The following is a 17,559-nucleotide window of genomic DNA, read 5'->3' as shown; positions in this document are numbered from 1 at the left end:
GCACCGTAAAATAGTTCGTTATGTGCGATTCTGCCGAGTCGCACCTAGCTTGCAGCATCGCTGCAGGTACGGGCCATATTGGACACCCCGCCACGGGGCGGGGCATCGAACAAAGGACACTACATGACCCACCCCATCCACGTAGAACGCGTGTGGCGCAAGGCCGCCCGCCTCATCGCCCTCGCCGGCGCGGCTGGAGCCGTCACCTGCGGCGCGCTCGCGTACCCGTCGATCGCGTTCGCGGCGCCGCAGCAGCTCACGGGCCTCACCGTGAAGGCCGCCTCGGCCTCGGGCCACGAGGCCGCGCTCGCCGTCGACGGCCGCGCCGACACCTACTGGCAGTCGCCGGACAAGAACTCCATGCAGGACTACCGCCGCTTCATCGACGTGGCCTTCGACGGCACGTACCGCATCAGCAGCATCTCCCTGCAGAACGTCCCGGGTTCGTACTACCACTACGAGGTCTACCTGAGCCAGGATGGCTCCACGTATAACAAGGTGGCCTACAAGGCGAACAACAACCCCGCCACCGCCAACGCCGATCAGCTCGACATCGAGCCCACCGAGGCGTGCGCCGCGCGCATCAGCGTGAGCTTCAACTCCGGCTCGCAGCAGGTCAACATCGCCGAGGTCTCGTTCCTGGGCGAGAAGGTCTCTAACGCCGTGGCCAAGAAGCCGGCCATCGAGGTCCAGGACTTCGCCGCCAGCACGTGGGGCAAGGAGTGGAACCGCTTCGAGACCGACAAGGCCTACGCCAACAAGAAGGTCGTCAACGAAGCCGGCAACCTGGTCGAGCGCGTGCTGGGTGCCGAGTGGCGCGACAAGTTCGTGTTCGAGCTGCGCGACCAGCTCGACGGCAAGGATGTCTTCGAGATCGCCGACGCCGGCGACGGCCGCATCAAGGTCCGCGGCAACGACGGCATCTCGCTGGCTTCCGGCCTCAATTGCTACCTGCGCAACTTCTGCAAGGTTGACTACAACCCGCTCTTCGGCTCGCAGCTCGACATGCCCGCCACCCTCCCCTCGGTGGGCGAGGGCATCCTCAAGTTCACCGATTACGAGTACCGCTACGCGCTCAACTTCTGCACCTACTCCTACACCATGGCCTTCTGGAACTGGGACGAGTACGAGCCCTTCCTGGACTGGTGCGCCATGAACGGCGTTAACCTGGTGCTCGACATCGTGGGCCAGGAAGAGGTCCTGCGCCAGACGCTGCTGCAGTACAACTACACCAACGAGGAGGTCCAGGAGTACCTCTCGGGCCCCGCGTACTTCGCCTGGTTCTACATGCAGAACCTCTACTCCGTGGGCGGCCCGCTGCCCGATTCGTGGTTCGAGCAGCGCGTCGAGCTGGCGCGCCGGATCCACGACCGCATGCAGACCTACGGTATCGACCCGGTCATCCAGGGCTTCGGCGGCCAGGTTCCCACGGACTTCCAGCAGAAGAACCCCAACTCCGTCGCCGCGTCCTCTGGCTCGTGGTCGGGCTTCGCGCGCCCCTACATGATCAAGACCTACCTCACCGACGCTGACCGCGCCGCCGGCAAGGAAGATTACTTCCAGAAGGTGGGCACCACGTTCTACGAGGCGCAGGAGCGCATCTTCGGCAAGGTTTCCCACTTCTACGCCGTCGATCCGTTCCACGAGGGCGGCACCGTGCCGCAGGGCTTCAACATCGTGGACATCTACCGCACCGTACAGCAGAAGATGCTCGACTACGACCCGCAGGCCGTCTGGGTCATGCAGCAGTGGCAGTGGGGCATCGACGAGAACAAGCTCTCCGGCCTCGCCAAGAAGGAGCAGGCGCTCGTCCTGGACCTGCAGAGCGACCTGCGCTCGCAGGCGGGCCCCATGGAGAACCAGCACGTACCGTGGGTATGGAACATGCTGCATAACTTCGGCGGCCGCATGGGCATGGACGGCGTGCCCGAGGTGCTGGCCACCAAGATCCCGCAGGCATACAACTCCAACAAGTACATGCGCGGCATCGGCATCACGCCCGAGGCCATCGACAACTCCCCCATCGTCTACGAGCTGCTCTTCGACATGACCTGGGAGCAGGACCCCGTGGACTACCGCGCCTGGACGCGCAGCTACGTCGAGCGTCGCTACGGCGGCACCGACGCCAAGATCCAGAAAGCCTGGGACATCCTGCTCGACACCGCCTACAAGCACGTCGACGGCGAGTACTACCAGGGCGCCAGCGAGTCCATCATGAACGCGCGCCCGTCCGACAACAAGATCAACGCCGCCTCCACCTGGGGCCACAGCGACATCGACTACGACAAGAAGGAGTTCGAGCGCGCCGCGCAGCTCTTCATCGAGAGCTACGACACGTATAAGGACTCCGAGGCGTTCCGCTACGACTTCGTGGACGTGATGCGCCAAGTGCTGGCCAACGCGTTCCAGGAGTACCAGCCGCTCGCCGGCGACGCCTACAAGCAGCGCAACGCCGAGCGCTTCGAGCTGCTGGCCAACCAGATGCTCAAGATGCTCGACGCGCAGGACCGCATGCTGTCCACGTCCAGCGATTTCATGCTGGGCACGTGGATCGAAAACGCGCGCACCCTGCTGACGGACGCCGACGACTGGACCGCCGACCTCTTCGAGCTCAACGCGCGCTCGCTGATCACCACCTGGGGCCTGGAGAAGAACGGCTCGCTGATCGACTACTCCAACCGCCAGTGGTCCGGCCTTACGGGCAGCTACTACAAGCCGCGCTGGGAGGCCTGGGCCAACGCCCGCAAGAAGGCCCTCAAGGACGGCGGTAGCGCGCAGGACCTCAACTGGTTCACCTTTGGCTGGGAATGGGCCAACCGCAAGAGCGACCAGGACAAGGACGGCTTCGCCACCAAGCCCGCAGCCGAGGACCCCAAGGCCCTGGCCCAGGAGATCATGAAGAGCTACTCCGTGACCGCCATGGACGGCATCGTGGGCGACGCGCAGGCCGAGGAGCTGCAGAACCTCGCGCGCGGCAAGGTCGTGACCGATGTCGACACGCAGCAGAAGGTCGATAACCTCACCGACGGCAACACCGACTCCGGCTGGACCACGCCCGGCAAGCAGGAGGCCACGCTCGAGATCGACCTGGGCGGCACCTACGCGGTGAAGGGCGCTGGCATCACGCTGCAGCAGATCGCCGCGGACTTCCCCCTGCGCTACGAGATCACCGCGCTGGTGGGCGACGAGTGGGTGAAGGTCGGCGAGAGCACGGCGCAGAATGTGAGCTCGAAGAACGAGATCACCTGCGACGTGCTGGCGAGCAAGATGCGCTTCAAGGTGAACTCCACCGACGGAGAAAACCTCACCGGCATCTACGAGCTGAGCGTCATGGCGGCCAACGCGCCCACCGTGAGCTACAAGAACCTGTCGCGGGGCGCGAAGGCGTCGGCGCAGAATACCGAACCCGGGCGCGACCTCAACGCCGGCATCGACGGCGACGAGAAGACCCTGTGGGTCGGTAACGGCAGCGATCCCAACTGGTACCGGGTCGACCTGAGCCAGCCGCAGCGCGTGGACCGCGTGCGCCTGCTGTTCGAGGACGCCGGCCGCCAGTTCAAGTTCAAGGTCACCGCGATCCTGCCGAACAACGAGGAGCGCGTACTCGTCGACCAGTCCAACAACGCCGGCAGCCTGGAGAAGGCATACACCGCCGACCTGGGCTACGAGGTCAAAGCCGTGCGCGTGGACTTCGTGGGCTCCGTGGGCGGCACCGCCTGGCCCGCGCTGGCCGAGCTCGACCTGCTCCAGGAGGAGCGCCAGAGCATGACGGGCGCCAACATCGCCGCCACCGCCACCATCACCTCCTCCGCGACCAAGCCCGCGCCCGAGGATAAGGCCGCGTTGGTAGACGGCAAGGATACCGCCTGGGTTTCCAACAACGGCGCCGTGCCCGCGTGGTTCAACCTGGACCTGCCCGAAGAGCGCTACGTGGACTCCATCCGCCTGTGCTTCGAGAAGGGCCAGAAGGACCGCAGCATGCAGTTCGACCTGGTGGTGACCAACGCCGCCGGCGAGAAGACCACCGTGTACTCCCGCAGCGCCGAGGACCTCAAGAAGGAGCAGGGCATCGAGATCAACGTGCCCGTGGGCCGCGCCGTCAAATCCATCCGCATGGATATCAAGGATGCCCGCATCCCGTCGTCCGGCCAGAAGGCATGGCCGCTCGTCCGCGAGATCGAGGTGTACAGCACGCCCGATAACGCCGCGTCGCACGCAACCGTGAGCGCCGCCCAGGGCTCCGCACTCGCCCAGGACAAACTCGATGCGCTGAAGGACGGCAATCCCGCCACGGGCGTCACGCTGTCCGCCGCGGCCGACAAGCAGCTCACCTTCACCTTCGAGAAGGCGCGCGACATCAACGCCATCGGCCTGCTGTTCCAACCGCTGCAGCAGCCGCTGCGATTCACCGTCGAGGGCCTCGTGCCCGGCCAGGACGGTGCCGAGGACAGCTGGAAGCAGATCGCCGACTACTCCGCCAACAAGCGCGTTGCCGGCGAGATCCTCGCGCGCCTGCGCGAGGCCGTGCTGGTGAATGCCGTGCGCATCAACATTCTCAACGAGGGCGATGTAACCCTCAACGAGGTCTACCTGTACCAGGCAGACGGTACCGCCGAGCTCTCGAGCTACATCTCCGGCCTGGAGAAGAAGCTTGGCAAGCTCACCTTCGGCAAGTTCGCCGGCAACTACCGCGCCGATGCCCGCGACCTGCTGATGGGCAAGGTCAACGAGGCCAAGGCCGCCATCGAGCAGGGCATGAACTCGGCCGAGGCCGCCACGTGGACGACGCAGCTCAAGGTGGCCGAGCGCACGTTCTGGAACACCGCGTTCGTGACCATCGACCGAGTCCCGCTGTACCGCACCATCGACCGCGCCGAGGCCCTCAGGGGCGCGCTGGAGAAGAACGGCCACCAGGACCTGGCGTCGTCGCTCGGCGAAGCCATCAAGGCTGCCAAGTCCGTGGCCGATCGCTACGGCGATGTGACGCAGGCGCAGCTCGACGAGGCGACCGCCGCCCTCAAGTCCGCGCTCGAAAGCGCAAGCAGCTCGCTTGACGCCCGCGACCGCATGCAGGTTGCCATCGACGCCGCCGCCAAGCTGCTCGACGGCGCCACCGTGGGCGACTTCAACGGCCAGTACCCGCAGGCTGCCGCCGATGCCCTCACGGTGAGCATCGATGCCGCCAAGAAGGCCCTGACGGACCACGCCAACGACCCCGCCAAGCTGGGAGAGGCCGCCGCAGCGCTTGAGGCCGCGACCGAGACCTTCACCCAGAGCGTCGTCGTTATCGACACGACCGCCTGGGAGGCCGGCGTGGCCCGCGCACAGGCGCTCGACGAGATCGGCTACGACAAGGATGCATGGAAGCAGTTCGCCGCCGTGCGCGACGCCGTGGCGAAGGTCGATGTGAACAAGATCAGCCAGGCCGACCTCGACAAGAAGGCAGCCGAGCTCGACGCCGCTATCGAGAAGCTCGAGCAGCACGTGCTCGACCGCACCGCACTGGCCGAAGTGATCGCGCGCGCCCAGGCGCTTGCGCCCGAAGGTTACACGGCCGACAGCTGGAAGCAGCTTGAGCAGACCCTGGCGGATGCCGAGAAGGTCCACGCCGCCACGTCCACCACGCAGGCCGACCTCGACGATGCCGCCAAGGCGCTTGCCGACGCGATCGACGGGCTGAAGAAGGAGCCCACCGGCCAGCCCGATCCCGAGCAGCCGCAGCCCGAGCAGCCCAACACGCCCGAGCAGGGCGGCAGCGGCTCTGGCAGCGGCAGCGGCTCCGGCAACGGCAGCGGCTCCGGCAGCGGTACCGGTAGCAACGGCTCCGGCGGCAACGGCAACCTTGCCCAGACCGGCGACGCCACCGCAATTGCAGGCCTGCTCGGCGCCGGCGGTTTCACCGCCGCCCTCGCCGGCCTGTTCCGTCGCCGCAAGCAGTAGCGCATCGGACTGACGCACCCCCGATACCAAGACGCTGCGGCGCGTGCAACCGCTACCGCAGCATCCCTCAGAAGCGCCCCGTATCACGGGGCGCTTCTCATATCCATGCACGCCGACAATCGCATATTGCACCAAGCCGGACCGTCCTTGATCACCTTAACCGGCTGCATTGAACCCTGTCAGTGCTTCAATTGCATACTTTGAAGGCACGTGTGCATAGCATTTTTGCCGCGCTTCGATCACGACGGCGTTGACGGCGCACCTTTGGCACCAAATGCTGTTTTTGAGTCTTTTCAAGCCTATTGGCCGCGTCTGGCGGTGCTTATTTATCAGATTGAACATAGTTCATACTTCACACCGGGCATCCCGTTCTGATTTTTGATCAACTAAACCCCGCTTTTACCCCATTTACTGGACATGTGACGCGCATCTTCTTTATGCATCATCTTTGTCGAGGAAGCGAAAGACTCAAAACTTGCATTCTCTGCCATCGCGTCCATCCCGTCAGGCGATTTCCTCGATTACGGTCGGGATCACGTCCATGTGTCGCGCTGGCGCCTTGGATGCCGTCTCGATGTTCATTCAAACCAGATACATAATGGATAGGCGTCACCACCCGCGACCAGCCGCCCGCGACCAGCCACCCGCGACCAGCCGCCCGCGACCAGCCGCTCGCCACACCGCACTCGCGGCACAGCCTGGACCCAAACGGACGAGCGCCTCCGAAAGTCGATGGCCTGCAGGGGCGTGTGATCAGCGGCTACCAACGATGCATGCGCATCCTACCTTGGGAATCCGGCAAGCCCATCGTAGCGAAGGATAAGGCCGTCTTCATGATGATGCCAGTTTACGTCTGTTTTTCCCAGTTGGCCTCCTAAGACCAATACATCTCACCACGCTGGGACTCTCTCGCGTTGCGAGCATCCGCATCCGCGACACCGGCGACTCCCAAACAAAAACGCCCGAATGTCGCGTGCGACATTCGGGCGTTTCTTACTGCAGGGGCGGCAAACCCCCTATCCAGCGCTGCCGCCAATCTCGGAGGCTGGCTGCGCAGGCGCGCGAACCCACGCGCGCGCCGCACGGCGATATGCCGCTACCTTCGCAACGCTAACGCGCCCTGCGGCGGCGATCAACCAGATACAGCATGCAGCCAAGAGCGAGGACGGCCGGTCCCACCAGCTGTGTACCGGCACCGCCCGTAAAGGGAAGTTCAAGGGTACGACTATTGGTGAAGACGATGCGGTCGACGCGCTTGCCATTGCACATGATCGTGCAATTGCATGTGAGCGTTCCGTCTCCGTTGTCCTGCGGCACGACCTCAAGGTTGTAGACCGTGTCGTCGTACACAACGCCCTTTTCGCCAAGATCGCGCTCCATCACCTCGTATGCATAGCGATGGCCAACATCTTCCAATACATACGTAAGCTCGCCGAAATCGATGGAGCCGTCGGCCTTGTTTCGAGCCGTGGCCACCACCTTGCGCTCGCCACCCGCTCGGACCTCGATGATATCGAACACGAACTGGTCGTCGACCAACGCGCCATCGAACTTCTTGGTTGCTCGCACCGGAACCGTGCCTTCCGCCCGGTAGATACTCGCCACCGTGACCGATGCCGTTTTCTCAACCGTGGTAAGCGCGCCCGCAAGATCGCCGCTGCTTGCAGACTCGTCGATCACCCAGCCAGCCATGGGCCGCTCGGCAATCGAATACGAAGCGCCAAACGGCAGCTCGGTCCACAGCGCCCGCTCGCCAGCGCGCAGCTCGATGGTGCCGCCATCGGACACCAACATGGGCTCGCTCTGCGTGCCGTCCGCAGCGATGATGCGATACACCTGATCGCGCAGCGGCGCGCCGCTGGCATCCTTCAGCTGGATATCGAAGGTGAAGATCGCATCGCGCGCCGGACTGCCCTCGGGCAGCTCGATGGCAACCTTCTTGATGAGCTCGAGGCCCACCCGCTGCGGCGTGTTCCTGAACACCGGCTCCGCGCCAAGCGCAGCGCCTGCGCCAGCCGCATACGCAACATCGCACGCCAGGGCGCCGTCGCCGTTATCGGACACCGTCACGGTCGCATGATGCTCCGTGGAGTCGTACACCACGCCGTCGAGCGCGAAGCCACCGGCGGCACGCTGCTCGTCCATCGCGTCGGCATAGCGCACGCCCTCGGCGTTCACCGCATCAGCGGGCACACGCTCGACCATGGTGTACTCATGCACACCCGGCGCCGTATACAGCTGCTCGCCGAAATAGACCGGGGCCATGCCCTTATACGGATTGGCAACCGGCGTGCCATCCGGCCCCATCACCTGGTCCGCAACGTCAACGGGTCCGTTCACCGCACTGCCCACAAGAACGCCGTCAGCAACAGATGCGCCCTTGTACAGATCGAAGGAGAACATGCCGTCGGCAAGGCGGCCGCCCGCAAACGACTTGTGAGCAACCAGCTGCGCCGCCCCTGCAGCGGTAAAGCCATACGTGTTCGTAAAGCGCAGCTCTGCGGTCGCGCCCGCAACAAGCTGGCCCGCCTTGTTAGCAGCGTCACCCGTAAGCTTCCAGCCCGCAGGCAGATCTATCTCCTCCACCGCGTACGTTCCGTCGGCGGGAAGGCCCTCGACCACCGCGGTCTTACCGCCCGCGACCTTTACGACGCCCTTTGCTGCCTGCTCGACAACGCCGTCGACACTATAGGCGCCTTCATACGGCATGCCGTTCACCAGCACGCGGAACGAGAAGGGAGCCTCCGGCGCAGCCGCGCCTTCGACGGCCTTGGAAATCGAGAGTGTCGCAGGCTTCGTGACGTTATTGAAGACGGGCTTTTCAACCTGCTGATCATCCTTCGCATACGCGATGGACGTCGAGAGCACGCCGCCGGCACCCTGCGTAACCGTCACGGTTGCCGTGATGGTCGCGTTGTCGTATGCAATGGCGTCGTTGCCGCCAGCCACCTCGCGGACCGTGTAGACGAACTGCTTCGAAGCCTCGCCCGCCAGGTCACCCGCATCGAAGGCGAGCGCCGGGAAGAGCACCTGGCCGCCATCGGCAACCGCAGCGGTCCAAGAGCCGTTGTCGGCATTCGCCGCCGGGTCGTAGCCGGCCATCTCGAACTGGAAGGCATCCGCAGCCGAAGCGGCAGCGCCGTCGAGCATCTTCGCCACGCGCACCTCGGCGCGCGCGGACGGAGCCTCGCTGGGGTCCAGCTCGACGTTGACGAAGGCAGCCACCGGCTTGTTACCGGCCGCAGCGCTCACCATGCCGGTCGTACCAGACGACTCGACCAGCTTATAGCCTGCCTCGCCGAGCTCGCGCACGGTGTAGCTCGTGCCCGACGGAATGACGTCGGGGAGGTGCAGCACATGGCCGGCAGGGACCTTGAAGCGATACACACCGCGCGAAGGCTCGGTGATCTCGAAGACCTCCTGCCACTGAGCGACCAGCGTGATGGTCTTGTTCTTACCGAACAGCTTCTGCGCCTCTTCCTTGGACAGGCGCGCAACACCGTCCTTGCCAACCGGGATCGTCGTGTTCCTATACGTCCAACCCACCAAGCGGTGGTCCGGGTACACGGTCTCGGGAACCGTGAACTCGATGTCACCCGAGATATTCACCTTGCGATCGGGCGCCGAACCAGAAGCACCATTCAGCTCGAACTTGATGGTCCTGAAGGTATCCCACTGGTACGTGCCAACGCCGCAGCCGGGGTATTTCTCCTCGAGAGCATCGGTGCTCAACGACTGGCCAACAGGGTTTCCGCCCTCATCAACCCTGATCCACATCGTGCCCCTGTCAGACGGATCATCCGGAATGTTAATCCACTCGGGTTTCCTGAAGTTGAAATGCTCGGAAAGCGTGACGGAGTACAGCTGACTATTTTGAATGTAGCCGAAGTTACCAATGTAGACATTCGAGGTGTCGATGGACGACACATCGATCTTCTGCAGGCTCGTGCAGCCCTCGATGGGGTCATCGAAATACCTCGGTGCAACATGCCCCAGGAAGGAAAGGTCGATCTCTTTCAAGCTCGTGCAGTTCTTGAACGTCTCGATGAAACCACTGATCTTGCGGCCGCCGCCGTCCATCTTCTCGGGGAACACAACGGAGGTCAAAGCCGTGCATCCCGAGAACGTGTAATCGAAACTAGAAATCTTGGGCATGCTTGAATGCGAGAAGTCGACCGCGGTCAAGCTCGCGCAGTCTTGGAACATTCGATCCATCGACAGCATGCTCACCGTGTTGAAACGAGAAAGATCGATGGACGCCAGTTTCTTACATCCCTGGAACGCCATATCAAGATCTTCGAGCTTGTCGGACGTGATACCGCCCAGATCAACCTGTGTCAGCGATCCACAGCCCCTCGCCATGCTCGCCATGTCTACAAGGCTTGTGGCACGGAACTGCGATAGATCGATAGTCTTCAAATTCGGGCAACCCCTGAACAGCTGATTGATTGTCCTCAGTTTCGGCACATCGCCTTGTAGCTTGACGTATTCGAGATTCGGGGAATCACAGCACATCATCCACAGCGAATCCAGCGATGCTGCGTTCAACGTAAGGTCCACCGAGGTCAGATTCGTCTCTCGGAACATCTCCCGCCCCTCTACAAGCTTGGGGGCGTCCATCTTAAGAACGAACGTGCCAGTCTTTGTTGCTCCATTAAACATCCGGTCTACATCGGTCACGCTTGAGAAATCGAGCGCCGACACATTGAAAATGTCGAGGTTCGCGCGAGAGAACATGCTGCCCATGTCCACGACCTTGCTGGTGTCGAGCGGCGACAAATCGATGGGCACCGTGCCCGTGCAACCACCAAACATATTAGACATGATCGTCACGCTACTGGTGTCGAGCAGAGAGAGATCGAGCGATTCCAGACTCTTGCAACCAGCGAACAAGGAGTCCATGCTCTTAACATTCTTGGTGTTCAGCTGTGACAAATCGATGGTCTTCAAACCCGAGCAGCCGGCGAAGAGCGACCTCACGCCCGTGAGGGCGATGCCGCTCAGCGGCGAAAGGTCAACCGTCTGCAGCGATGCGCAGCCCGACAGCAGGCCGGTCACGTCCGTCGCTGCCATCGATGCAAGCGGCGACAGGTCTATGGCCGTAAGTGCCTTACAGCTATAGAACATATTTGTTACATTCGCGGCCTTCGTCATGTCAAAGCCGGTGATGTCGAGTTCGGCAAGCTCCCAGCAGTCCGCGAACATCCGATTCATGTTAGTCACCTTCGAAGTGTTGAACTTCGAAAGGTCGAGCGTCTTCAGCGCTTTGCAGCGGTAGAACATTTCCACCATGCTGGTGACGTTCGACGTGTCGAACGATGCCCAGTTGATCGTTGTAAGCTTGGCGCAACCCTCGAACAAGCTCTCCGTGCTCGTCACCTGAGAGGTATCGAGACCGGTGAAGTCAATCGACGTGACATTCCCCAGTTTGTAGAAAAGGCCTCCGTAGCTGCCGCCAAGGGTCACCGCGACGGAGCCGGGCTCGAAGACCACGCTCCTCGCCGCGTTGATCACGTTGTTGTACCACCTGGAGGGCCTGATGCCCGTACCACCGATGGTAAGCACGCCCGTCTCGGTATCGAGGCTCCAGTGCCAGTCGCCTTCGTCGCCCGTAATGATCTCGCGCGGCTCGGCGGCATGGGCCTCCTGCGGAGCAAACAGCGAGCCCAGGGCGTCGAGCGCCCAGGTGCCGAACGCGCTGATGGGATTGTTGGCGGGCTCGTCGACGGCCTGTGCGTCATCCTTGCCAGAGGCCGCGGCGACCGCGGGGGCCGCGCCGCCGGCAGCGGCGCCCTCGCCCTGCGCATTCGCAACGGGCACGATCTGGGCGCCTTCGAAGTCGAGGCCCTCGACCGGCTCGCCCTGCTCGTTGGTGAGCTCGAGCTCGAACTCGAACTTATGCTTGGGGTCGGTGGCACCAGAGCCCTCGGCCCAGGTCTTCTGAATGTCCAGGCCCGCGGGCCGCCAGCTGTTCACAAAGGTGAGGTCGTCGGCGTTCGATGTGATCTCGCCCTTGTCGCAGGCAGCGCAAGCGGCACCGTCCTCCAGCGAACCATCGCCGCCGCACACGAAGCACGGGCAGCTCAAACCGTCAAAGGCCATATCGAAGCCCAGGGTACCGTCGCCCTGGTCCACAACGCTCACCTGCACGAGCGCATAATGCACGTCGTACTCAATCGACGTATCGCCGGCATCGACCTCGTGGATCGCATAGAGATGCGTGGAGTCGATGGCAGTCTGATCAAACGCGATGGGAGCAAACGCCACGGCGCCCTTTGCATTGTTCGTAACGCCACGCTGCACGGAAACAAGCGACGTCGAGCCGTCCTCGGCGGTTACAACCTCATCGAGATCGAAGGCGAACTGGCCGTCGGCAAGGTTACCGCCCTTCAGCTTCTTGAAAGCCTGGATGGCCACCTCGCCCGTAGCGACATACACGTTCTCGAACAGCGGCTTCTGATCGGCCGTCAGCTCAACGCCCTCGGCATCCTCGATCACCACGTCGGTCGTCATGGTGCCATCGCCCTGGTCGTGCGGCGTGATGCGCACGGTGTAGACCGCATCGCTGTACTGCATGCCAGGCATGGCTCCATCGGCCTCCGTCATCTGGTAGACGAAGGTCGTGCCGCTATCGCTCTCGTCGAACTGCAGCGCACCGAAGCGAACGCTCGCTTCGGTCACGACGTTGCCCGCGTCATCGCGCACCGGCTCGCCGGGTCTGCCGCTCGCAGCGGTGCGAACCAGCGCGCCGGTCTCGTCGCGCAGCTCGAACACGAAGTCACGGTTCTTCATGGCCTTGCCAACCAGGCGCTTGGTAGCACCCAGTTGCACGGTCGCGCGCGCCTCGTACTCGTTGACAAAGTTTCGCTCGTTGTCCGTATTGGCGCTGATCGTTCCGGTGGCGGTAGAAGAGCCCACCGCAGAGTAGCCGGCGGGCAGCTCGATCTCGCGCACCGTATAGGACACGCCTGCGGGCACGTCCTTGATACGCGCGGTCTGGCCGGCCTTCAGTGTAAAGGTCCCGTCCGTAGCGATGGTGCCCGTGCGGGGCGCGGCGGGATCGATGCCACGACCCGTCACCTCGTAGGAGAGCTCGTCGAACACGGGCTCGCCATCGCGCTCGAACGTCGCCTTGAACGTAAAGTCGGGGTCGCTCACGAGCGACTCCTCGTTCTTCAGGTTCTTCGAAATCACCAGGTCGCCGTACGGATGATAGGTATTCACCACATCGGTGCCCTCGACGCTCGTGATGTAGGCATCGTTACCGATCGCCACCTCGCGAATCTGGTAATCGATGGGCCGACCGCCCTCGTAGACGGGCAGGTCCCCAAACGAGTACGCCCAATCGTTTCCGCGGACCGTGCGCTTGCCGACACGCTTGCCGTTCGCAAGCAGCTCGACTTCGATGCTGCGCGGGCGCACGTCCTCGTTGTCGCCGCTCCAGACCTTATGGCCAGAGATCGTCGTGCGCTCCGGCCCATGCTCGTTTGTCACCGCAAACGTCTCGCCGTCGAACGCCACGCTTGCACGGTAGCCCGCGACCACGGGCTCCTCGCGCACGGTATACATAATCGTTTTGCCCTGCTCGTCCACATACGGCAGGGTGCTAAAACTCGCCGTCCAGCTGTTCGCCTCGTTCAGCATAACGCGCTGGCCAGCAACGTCCTCGCCGTTGGCCACAAGCTGCATGCCCACCTCGGTAGGACGGATGCCGTCGCGGTCGCCATCGTCTTCCCACGTCTTGGAAACCGAGAGAATGTACGGCTTGACGCCCACCGTGGTGTAGCCCTCGCGCACGAAGCGGCGCTCCGACCATTCTTTCTCGGAAGCGATCTTCTCCTGGCTCGCCATGTGGACGCAGTTGAGCGCACGTGCGCCGGACGCGATGAGCGCATCGGCCTCCTCGATGCTCGGCCCCTCCATGCGAATGAACGCGGAAAGCGTCGCGCCACCCTTAAGCACGAACTCGGAGCCGTCGGCCTTCTTGGTCGCATCGACCGCGATAGCCGAAATCCGCTCGCGCTCGGCAGGCGTCATGGCGTTGAGCGCGGCGGGCGTGGTCTTGGTCCACACCGCCGTGTTGCCGAGGTCGGTCTGATCGATGTTCTCCACGATGGCGCCGTCGCCCTGGGAGAGCTCGGGGCCCCAGCCGTCCTGCGAGCGCACCGTGCTGTAGTACACCTCGGGCTTCGCGCCCAGGCGCTCGATTTGCGACACGTCGATGCTCTTGAAGGTGCCGCGCCAACGCGGGGCTTCCTTATCGGCGGCATCGGCATCCTCGCCCGGCTTATAGCTCTCAAGCGCGTCGTACAGCACGATGCCCTTCATGGTCATGGTATCCGACGTGGTGGTGGAGAGACGGTACGTATACGTGCCGCCGCCATATACGTTGCGCGCCTTGTCGCCGTTGTTACCCGTGCCCCAGGTATCCTCGGCGTTCACCGAAACCGCTTTGGTAAGGCCCACGTTGCCGTGCTCCAGCGGATCGACCTCGCCGTTGGCGCCGGCGTAAAGCATGCTGTTGTGTTCGGGCTGTACCCCGTCGATATCGGTAAGCGCGTCCAGAACCGACTCATCCTCGCCCGTAAAGGCGCCTGCGGTCCCCTTGTTCTGCGTACCGCGCGGGTCGTCGGCCTCGCCGCGATAGCCGTCAACAGTGCCGATCTCCTCGTTAGCCGAGCGATACATCGCGATGTTATGGAAGTCGCGGCCGAAATCGGCAATATCGCCCGAACCGTACCACGCGTCGAACGTGATGCGCGGCACATCTTCGTAGTACGTCGTTTTCGTTTGACCCCATTCGGCCTGATATGGCTGAGCGAAAGGCGTAAGGTCAGCCTCGACCACCAGCAGCGTACGACCCGTACCGCGGAAGTCCTCGATCGCGTTGACCGAACGAATGCTGTCATCCCAGCGCAGCTTCACCGAGTCAAGCACCGGCGTCATGCCGGCGGGAAGCAGGTCGTACCACACACCCGAACGCTCGGCGCTCAGCTCGCCGCTCTCGAGCGCCTCTTTGTAGATGTCCTCATCCTCCACGACGCTCCGCTTGTGCACCTGGGCCGTGAAGGTCACCTTCACGCGATTGTTCGCCTTGTCCACATCCTCGGCCGTGAAGCGCTTCACTCCCGTGCGCATCGACGCGCGCATATCGTCCACGAATCCCATAAGGCGATCGGTCGCCCATGCGGAATCGCTATACACCGAAGCCCCGTCGGCGTTGCTCACGGCCATCGAAGCCAGCGCCTCAAGCTCGAGGCTGGGGTTCTCGCTCTTCGCGAACGCATCTTCAACCAGCTGCTTCAAGGCGCCATCGGCCTTCAGGCGAACGCCCACGCGGCCCATAAAACTCAGCGCGGCCGCCTTCGAGGTGCTCGCGAAGCGCACGCCCACGGTCTGCGCTGGTAGCGCCACCACGGCATCGGACTGCGTGCCGCCATCGGCGAAGCTCACTTCCAGCTTGCCGCTGGTCCAGTTCGCCACGGCATAGGGACGCCAAGCGGCGTCGCCCTTGGTCTTCACCTCGATGCCGACGGTCGGAATATGCGTGGCAACATCATCGGTCTCGTATGAAACCGTACCGTCCTTGCGCTGGCTGAAGTCAACCGTGCCATCGGGCTTCAGGTTGATCGCCTTCGCCCGGTATACCCTCGGCATTCGAGGAAGGGCAACGGAGGCGTAGTCGAAATCCTCGCCCGCGACGAGCGCCTTATCGCCAAAGCGGAGCTCCTGCTCCTCAACGGCAACGGTCACCGGTTTCTTACTATAATTGTCCAGCACGCCCAACGGGTTGCCCTCGACCGCTCCTCCAGGAGCCTCGTAGGTCCACGGAAGCACACGGGCATCCATGCCGAACGTGTAGGAGATCTCCAGGTCGCGGCCGGCACGAAGCTCATTGAGGCCCCTGCCGTACAGGCCGTAGTAGCCGTCGTAGGAATAATCCAAGGCGTCAAGATCGCCGTAAGGAGAACCCGAGCCGCGACCGTGGGTTATGTAGCTGTCACCGCTATACACCTTGTTGTCGTTACCGATATGCACCTGCTCGAACAGGTCCTTGGGATCGACGAACTGCGGCTTATGGAACGTCCAGCGCCGCTCGGCGAGGTAATCATCGGTCTGCTCGGGCTTGGGCGTGCCGTCCTGGCTCTCGTCGGACTCGCGAATCGCGGCGGTCACCTTGTTCTTGAAAACGTACTCGCCGTTCTCCTCGAACTGCTCCACAGGATAGGCCGATTCCAGTCGCACGGTGCCCACCTGGAAGGAAAGCAGTCCATCACCCTGGTTGAATTCGACCGCGCGTCCATTGTCGGTCGCGTTCTCGTGCAGGATCACGCCTTCCAGCGTGCCGGCAAGCTGGTCGTTGAACGTAAGGCCGAACGGCTGGTTCGCATCGATGCGGGCGCTCAAGTACCACGGCACCACCACGAAGCCCTCGGCCTTGGGGAAAGCGGCGTGCGCGATGGCCACGCGTTCATCCGCCGCATCAACGTAGTACGGATTATCCGACGCGCCCTTGGTCGCGTACTTCAACGTGGCATGCGTATCGAACACCGCGGTGAGTTCGTTGCTGGTAAACGCGCTCTCCGAGCCGTCGGACTCAACGACCTGCAGCTTCACCCCGAACGGAGCGCTCGGCTTCATGTCAACCTGCGTGATCGGCTCGACGTCCTTGATCTCGAAATCGATAAAGCCCTGCGTGGCGGCATTGAGGCGCTTGGTGTTCACGATATGGTACTCGGCAACGCTGCCGTTCATGACCAGACGGTAATTCCAGCCCGCCGTCTCGACGGGCTCGGCCGGCACTGCGAGCGCCATGCCGCCCTCGGGCTTGCCGGCGCGGTCGATAAACATGTTCGCGGGCACCACGATGGTAACCTCGCCAGGCTGGTGCTCGCGCTCGCCCATGATGGCGTAGGTGAGGCGCAAACGCATGGACACCGCGTCGTCATCACTCGGCTTGAACACGAGCTGGCTGGCGTCACCGCTGGGAACGTCGCCCTCGCTCAGCCACTCCAAGACAATACCCTCCGCGGTGGCGCGGTTGCCGGCGGCGGGAGCCAGCAAGGTATCCATGGCGGCATCTACAGAGGCGGCAGCCTCTTCGGCGTCCTTTGCCGAAACACCGACGGCCTTGAGCGAGTCGACCGCGGCGGCACGCGAGGCGAGCGCGTCTCCGCCCACGGTAACGGCTTTAAGGTCGTCGCTTGCGCTAAACAGCGCTGCAGGCGCTTCATCCGCAGCAACATCGGCAGCAGCGTCCGCCGCCGGAGCGCTCACGGAAGGTTCATCTGCGGCGGCTCGCTCGCCCGGGTCGTCAGCGCCGGGCTGCTCGCTCGTATCCTGAACCGTCGATGCGCCTTTATCATCCGCGCGCTCAGCTGCAGCCGGCGCGTCCTCGTCGTCCTGCGCCATAAGCGCGATCGAGCGAGCCGCCTCGTCCATCATCTCGGCGTATGCGGGCGCGGGCACCGACCCGATCACCATGGTCAGCGCCAAAAAGCCACTCAGCGCGGGCCGAGCATAGCGCTTGGCGCCGTCTTTGGCCGCACCCATCGCGCGCGAAATCGCCACGCGCCACGGAGCTTCCAGCTGCTTCTTCTCGTTCTTCATACGGTACCT

2 protein-coding genes are annotated in these 17,559 nt (G+C 63.3%); one reads left to right on the top strand and one right to left on the bottom strand.

All coding sequences use genetic code 11. The features are described 5' to 3' along the window. Positions 1-123 precede the first annotated feature (123 nt). Entirely contained in the window at positions 124-5,940 is a 5,817-nt protein-coding gene (locus E4J93_RS01870) for an alpha-N-acetylglucosaminidase TIM-barrel domain-containing protein (RefSeq protein ID WP_222705673.1), read from the top strand. A gap of 1,110 nt (positions 5,941-7,050) precedes the next feature. On the opposite strand, the gene E4J93_RS01865 is transcribed toward E4J93_RS01870, so the two are convergent. After that, positions 7,051-17,550 carry a Spy0128 family protein gene (locus E4J93_RS01865; protein ID WP_147587777.1) on the bottom strand — a complete coding sequence of 3,500 codons (10,500 nt, stop codon included), beginning with the start codon at positions 17,548-17,550 and terminating at the stop codon, positions 7,051-7,053. Positions 17,551-17,559 lie beyond the last annotated feature (9 nt).

It is taken from the genome of Collinsella sp. BA40 (genome assembly GCF_008014645.1).
GTDB lineage: Bacteria > Actinomycetota > Coriobacteriia > Coriobacteriales > Coriobacteriaceae > Collinsella.
This window is presented reverse-complemented; position numbering and strand designations above follow the sequence as displayed.